This window comes from Acetobacter estunensis (assembly GCF_011516945.1).
Classification (GTDB): Bacteria; Pseudomonadota; Alphaproteobacteria; order Acetobacterales; family Acetobacteraceae; genus Acetobacter; species Acetobacter estunensis.
Genome location: NZ_WOTH01000078.1, coordinates 1 through 5079, shown reverse-complemented (window position 1 = coordinate 5079; position 5079 = coordinate 1). Strand labels below are relative to the sequence as shown.

Below are 5079 nucleotides of genomic sequence, written 5' to 3'. Positions count from 1 at the left end.
TCAAGGAGTGGCGCGCTGTCGCAACCAGATATGAAAAAACAGCAACGTCGTTCCTCGCGGTCATCCACATCGCTGCCGCAGCAGACTGGATCAAGCCCTAACAGGCCCTAGAGATGTGCATCTTTTTTTGCGATGCGCTATGTTTTTGATATGTAATATACATATAATACATATTCATTTGTGTTTGATGAAATCAATCAAGAAAATGTTACGTTGAATATCTACTTTTCATCCATACATGAATAAAAGCGAAGTCGAAATTATTTTCGACATACGATCATGTTCAGGTCAAAAATGTTGATTGCGATAAAGAAGAAAGATGTCAAAAGACAATAGAAATCAAGCGGGAAAGCGGGATCATCCGTTGCATTTTCATCTTCCTCTTTCTCACATCAAAGTGCCGCACATTCACTGGCCACATTTCCATATCCACTTCCATGATCGGCCGTTGGCCGGTGAGCCACATCCGGAACGACCATTTCATTGGCGGCTTTATTTTTGCGAAATGGTTGCGACTGCTGTCCTGATGATCATAGGTCTTGCCTGTGTAATTCTGCTTTCCGCACCCAATACATGGCTAGGCGATAGGCTGGCCCCCCATCCAGCCCTGCAGGCGGCTTTGTGCGGTCTGTGCTTTGGTCTGGCAGGAACAGCTGCCGCCATGACCCCTTTTGGCAAGGTCAGTGGAGCGCATTTGAATCCCTCTGTCACGCTCGCGTTCATGCTGTCAAAAAAGATCGTGTGGATTGACGCTCTGGGTTACGTGATCTCACAGGTTATTGGAGCGGTTCTGGGAACAGCGATTGTCTATGGCGCGGGATATCTCCTTTCATCGTGGAAGGTGGACGCCCTTGCTGCTCATTACGGAGCGACGGTGCCCTACATGGGCATTTCCGTCTGGTTTGCCCTTGGTTCGGAAATGTTGGTTACGGGGCTTCTGATCGTCACTCTCTACTGGCTGGCCGCTCATCCTCGCCATAAATGGATAACGCCGTGGATTGGCGGCGTCTTTTTCTTCGTCATGAACCCTCTTACGGCCTGGATTTCAGGCAACAGCGCGAACTTTGCCCGATCGTTCGGCCCCGATCTGTTCGCTGGGAATTGGAATGGTTTATGGATTTATCTTCTGGGACCGTTCATCGGCTCTTCCTTGGCTGTTCTTGCGCTCAAAGCCGACATACTCGGTAAAATTCATCTTATGGAGGCCCGTCTGGTCAATTTTGGACATCATGGTCGAGTGCCTCATATGGACGATCCGCATTTTGTGCATGCTGCGCCCGAACATTATGAGGAATACAGGCAGCATCTTGAGATGACTGAAGCGATGCAGAAAGGAAAAATTGCTGTGGAAGAAAAACCTGATACGTAAATATAAGTCAGTCTACATTATTTTTATTTTAGAGTGCGTGGCCACTAACGCAAGGCTGAGTTCTGTGCGCACATAAGTGTTTTCTACTGGAAACGTGGGTTGCCATCGGCGGCGGTGATTGTCGTCATATGCTCATGCATCATTGCATGCCCAAGGGAAAAAGTATCGTGACTGTTGCATCTTACTCGCGTTCGAATGCCCCTGCGATGGTCAGTTGGACCTGATCGCCCACCATCGGAACATACGTCGTCACGCCAAACTCACTGCGGTTGATGGTCGTCATGCCTTCAAAGCCGAGTGTGTAGGCTTTGTCCATCGGGTTCTCGCCCGCACCGATGAAAGTGGCCCGGAGGACGATGGGTTTTGTGATGCCATGCAAGGTGAGGTTGCCTGCGATATTGGCTGTGCCTTCGCCCGTAGGTGTGACGACGCCGGAAACAAAGGTAGCTGTGGGATAACGACCCGTATCGAGCCACTTTTCCGTTTTCAATTCAGAGGTCAGGCGGGGGCTGGTGGTTTGTACGCTATCCACTTTGAGGACAACATTTAGTTTTGTCTTCGTCATGTCTTTTGGGTCGAAGGCCAGTGTGCCCGAGGCGTCTGAAAGTAATCCGGAGTAATGGGTAAAACCGAAATGCAGAAGTGAGAAGATGACCTGCGTGTGGGCGGGTTCCACACCATAAATGCCGCTCTTCACATCGGCGGGCAGAGGGGCTGCATGAGCGGCAGCAAGAGAACATAGAACGCCCAGAAAAGTGGATGCAGCCAAGAGATGTTTCTGCATGAGGTTGCAACTCCTTGGAGAGGGAGCGAAGGCTCCCATGAGCGAGAGTCAGCCGAACCGAAAACCCGAGAGCGCTTTTCCCATAACGGTGTCGGTATAGGTTCGTACACCCCGATCGGAACCAGCCGCGCCCGCAGCGAACATCAATGGCAGCAGATGCTCTTCGCGGGGATGGCAGATCCGTGCTGCGGGAGCCCGCTCCCACTGACTCAGATTGCGGTCACGCACGGATGGATCGGCTTCGATTGTGGTGGTCAGCCATCTGTCGAAGTCATGGGAGAGCCTGTCCGTTGCGGGATCTCCGTTCATGAAGTGGCGGAGGTTATGATAGGTCATGCCGGTTGCCACGATGAGAATGTTTTCCGAGCGTAGGGCTTCAAGCGCTCGTCCCACCTGAAGTTCCCGAGTGGCATCCAGATTTTTGTCCATTGAAAGCTCGACCACAGGAATATCCGCGTCCGGAAAGGCGAGCAGGAAAGGGATAAATACGCCATGATCGAAACCACGCGCATTATCCTGCGCGCAGGGAAGGCCTGCTTGCTCAAGCAATTCCTTGACGCGCGTCGCCAGTGCGGGCGAGCCGGGTGCGGGATAGGTCAGTTCGTAGGTGTGCGCAGGAAAACCATAGTAATCGAAGATCAGTTCAGGCCTTTCCGCCATCGTGACGGTTGGTGCGGCTGTTTCCCAGTGACCTGACATGACGAGGATACCCGAGGGTCTGCGCGGGAGGGTTTCTGCGAGATCTCGGAGGTGAGCATCGAGCTTTTCCCAGCCGGGCCAGTCCATGAAAAAGCACGGACCGCCACCATGCGGCACGAAGAGTACGGGTTGACGGTCAGAGAAAGAGATCATGGTCAGGCTTTCTGCCGGGTTGCGGATATGAGCCTTTCGTCCAGCCCGACCATAATCATACCCGTGACGCGCACATGATTTCCAATTATGAATACGGGCAGTGCGTTCTGATGAGGTGACAGGCATCTTTTCTGTAAAAAGTTCCTTTCACGTGATCCGGATCAGGTGAGCTTTCCTGATTTATGTTTCTATTCCGAAATAAAATGGGCAAGTGAAACAATATCAGGCATTTTCTGTTGTGCGTGTCAGACAGGAAAGGAAAGTACCATCGAGATAATCCTTTGCCATGGTGAGAGATTTTTTAAGAAATCCGGGTTCAAGAGCGCGCGCTTCGGCTGAATGCTGGTGTGTGGTGAACCAGCCGACCATCAGAAGGCGACGTAGCATCAGCAGCGTTGGCACGATCTGAATATCTTCCTGCGAAAGAGGGCGAATCTGCGCGTAGCCACGAAGCCATGAGGTGGTGAGAGCCTCGATGTTGTCGCAGCATTCCATGAAGGTGCAGGCGCAGGCGAATTCGTACATGTGCCAGCCAAAGCCGCAGTCATCGAAGTCGATGATGCAGGTCTCATCTCCGTTGCGCAGGATATTGGTTAGGCGCATGTCGCCATGAAGGAGGCCCCAGCGTGCAATCGGGCGGCCGTAACGCTCCAGCTTGGTTCGGACCATACGGTCAGCGGCATCGAGAAGTGCTGTCTGTTCTGCGGTCATGTTGCTGGTGTTACGCCAGCAGCCCCACATGGCGTTTGGACCGATAGCGACGTCCACATTCCAGACAGGACGACGCAGGCGATTCAGATTGGTATGGGTGGCTGTGTAGTTGTGGAGGCGTGCGGAGATTCGTCCAAGCTCATGGAACTCCTCTGCCAGACGGTCTTCCGAGGGCGCGTGACCGGGGTGGTATGCGAACAGGACCGCATGTTGTTCTTGTTCTCCTTGTCCGGTGAAGCTCAGCGTCTCTCTGTTCAACGTGGGCAGGATTGCGGGCGTGAGAAGCACTTTGTCGGTGCGCAGATGTTCGATGAAGGTGATTTCCGAACGGATGTCGTCCACGCTGCGGTAATGCGGGCGGTGAAGTCTGAGAATGAAAGTCTCACCCTGCGGTGTATTGATCCGATAGACGGCATTTTCTGAAAAACTGAGCAAAGACCATGCTGAATCAGGGGCGAGGCCATAAAGCGGCAGGAAAGGCGCGACGTTTTCATGCCAGTTCCACGAGGTCTGCTGCCAGGCGCGGGCGGTCATGGGGCATTCTCCTCTCAGAAGGGCGAACTGGCAGCGACGGCGTCGTCCAGTCGTTGCAGGATGTCGTCCACCTGTCCTGATTGGAGCAGGAGACCGGGCTTGAACTGAAGCACGCGGGGATCGAGCGTGGAGAAGATGGCCCAGACGCCGCGCTTGTACAGTTCACGCATGACGGGTTTCGCGCCTTCGGCGGTCGCGAATTCCAGACCGATGATGAGACCTTCCTGCCGGATGCCGATGAACCAGTCCGGATAGCGCTTGCGGATGTTTGCCAGCCCTTCTGCGAATTGCGTGATGATGGCGTGGACGTTGGCCACCGTTTCGGCGCTTGTCGTCAGGTCGAGCACGGCACTGGCGACATGACAGCCCACTTCCGATCCGGAGAAGGTGGACATATGGGCAAAGCCGTCCTGCTCCAGCCAGCCGCTGGCCTGCTTGGTCAGCAGCAGGGCGCCAAAGGGATAGATGCCGCCTCCCAACCCCTTGGACGTGACGAGAATATCGGGGCGCACATCCTGACGTGAGATGGCCCAGAGAGCGCCGGAACGCATCAGGCCGGTCTGTACTTCATCGGCGATATAGAGTGTGCCGGTCTCATCGCACATGCGTCGGATTTCCCCGAGATATCCGGGCGCAGGCAGGGGAAACCCATAGGTGGCGGGAATGGTTTCCATGATCACGGCTGCGGCGGGCTCCGCTTTCAGCGCTGCCTCCATGGCTTCGACGCGGATTTCTCACATTTTGTCTGAAGAGTGTTATTCTCTGTTCTGAGAGCTGTGTCCTGTGCGTCTGATCTGGAATGACAACGGCATTTTGCCTCTGGAGGCAG

The 5079-nt window shown here is 54.0% G+C and carries 5 protein-coding genes and 1 pseudogene; 2 read left to right on the top strand and 4 right to left on the bottom strand.

What is annotated here, in order from left to right; genetic code table 11:
• A pseudogene (locus GOB87_RS16215) lies at nt 1-101 on the top strand (IS5-like element ISMex42 family transposase); the annotation flags it as partial.
• 290 nt (nt 102-391) lie between these two features.
• On the top strand, nt 392-1369 hold the full coding sequence (locus GOB87_RS16210) for an MIP/aquaporin family protein (protein ID WP_166319094.1): 978 nt from the start codon (nt 392-394) through the stop codon (nt 1367-1369).
• A gap of 181 nt (nt 1370-1550) precedes the next feature.
• Here the strand turns inward: GOB87_RS16210 and GOB87_RS16205 are convergent, their stop codons facing one another.
• The 4 genes from GOB87_RS16205 to GOB87_RS16190 all read right to left on the bottom strand — a co-directional run bounded on the left by GOB87_RS16205 (nt 1551) and on the right by GOB87_RS16190 (nt 4966).
• Complete coding sequence (locus GOB87_RS16205; protein WP_166319092.1) at nt 1551-2153, bottom strand: YceI family protein; 603 nt, start codon at nt 2151-2153, stop codon at nt 1551-1553.
• Nucleotides 2154-2201: 48 nt separating this feature from the next.
• A complete protein-coding gene (locus GOB87_RS16200) occupies nt 2202-3005 on the bottom strand; it encodes a DODA-type extradiol aromatic ring-opening family dioxygenase (protein WP_166319090.1) in 804 nt (267 codons plus the stop codon).
• Between the two features lie 222 nt (nt 3006-3227).
• A complete protein-coding gene (locus GOB87_RS16195; RefSeq protein ID WP_166319088.1) occupies nt 3228-4250 on the bottom strand; it encodes a phosphotransferase enzyme family protein in 1023 nt (340 codons plus the stop codon).
• Nucleotides 4251-4264: 14 nt separating this feature from the next.
• Nucleotides 4265-4966: an aminotransferase class III-fold pyridoxal phosphate-dependent enzyme gene (locus tag GOB87_RS16190; protein ID WP_242006532.1), complete on the bottom strand. Its 702-nt coding sequence runs from the start codon at nt 4964-4966 to the stop codon at nt 4265-4267.
• Between the last annotated feature and the right edge of the window lie 113 nt (nt 4967-5079).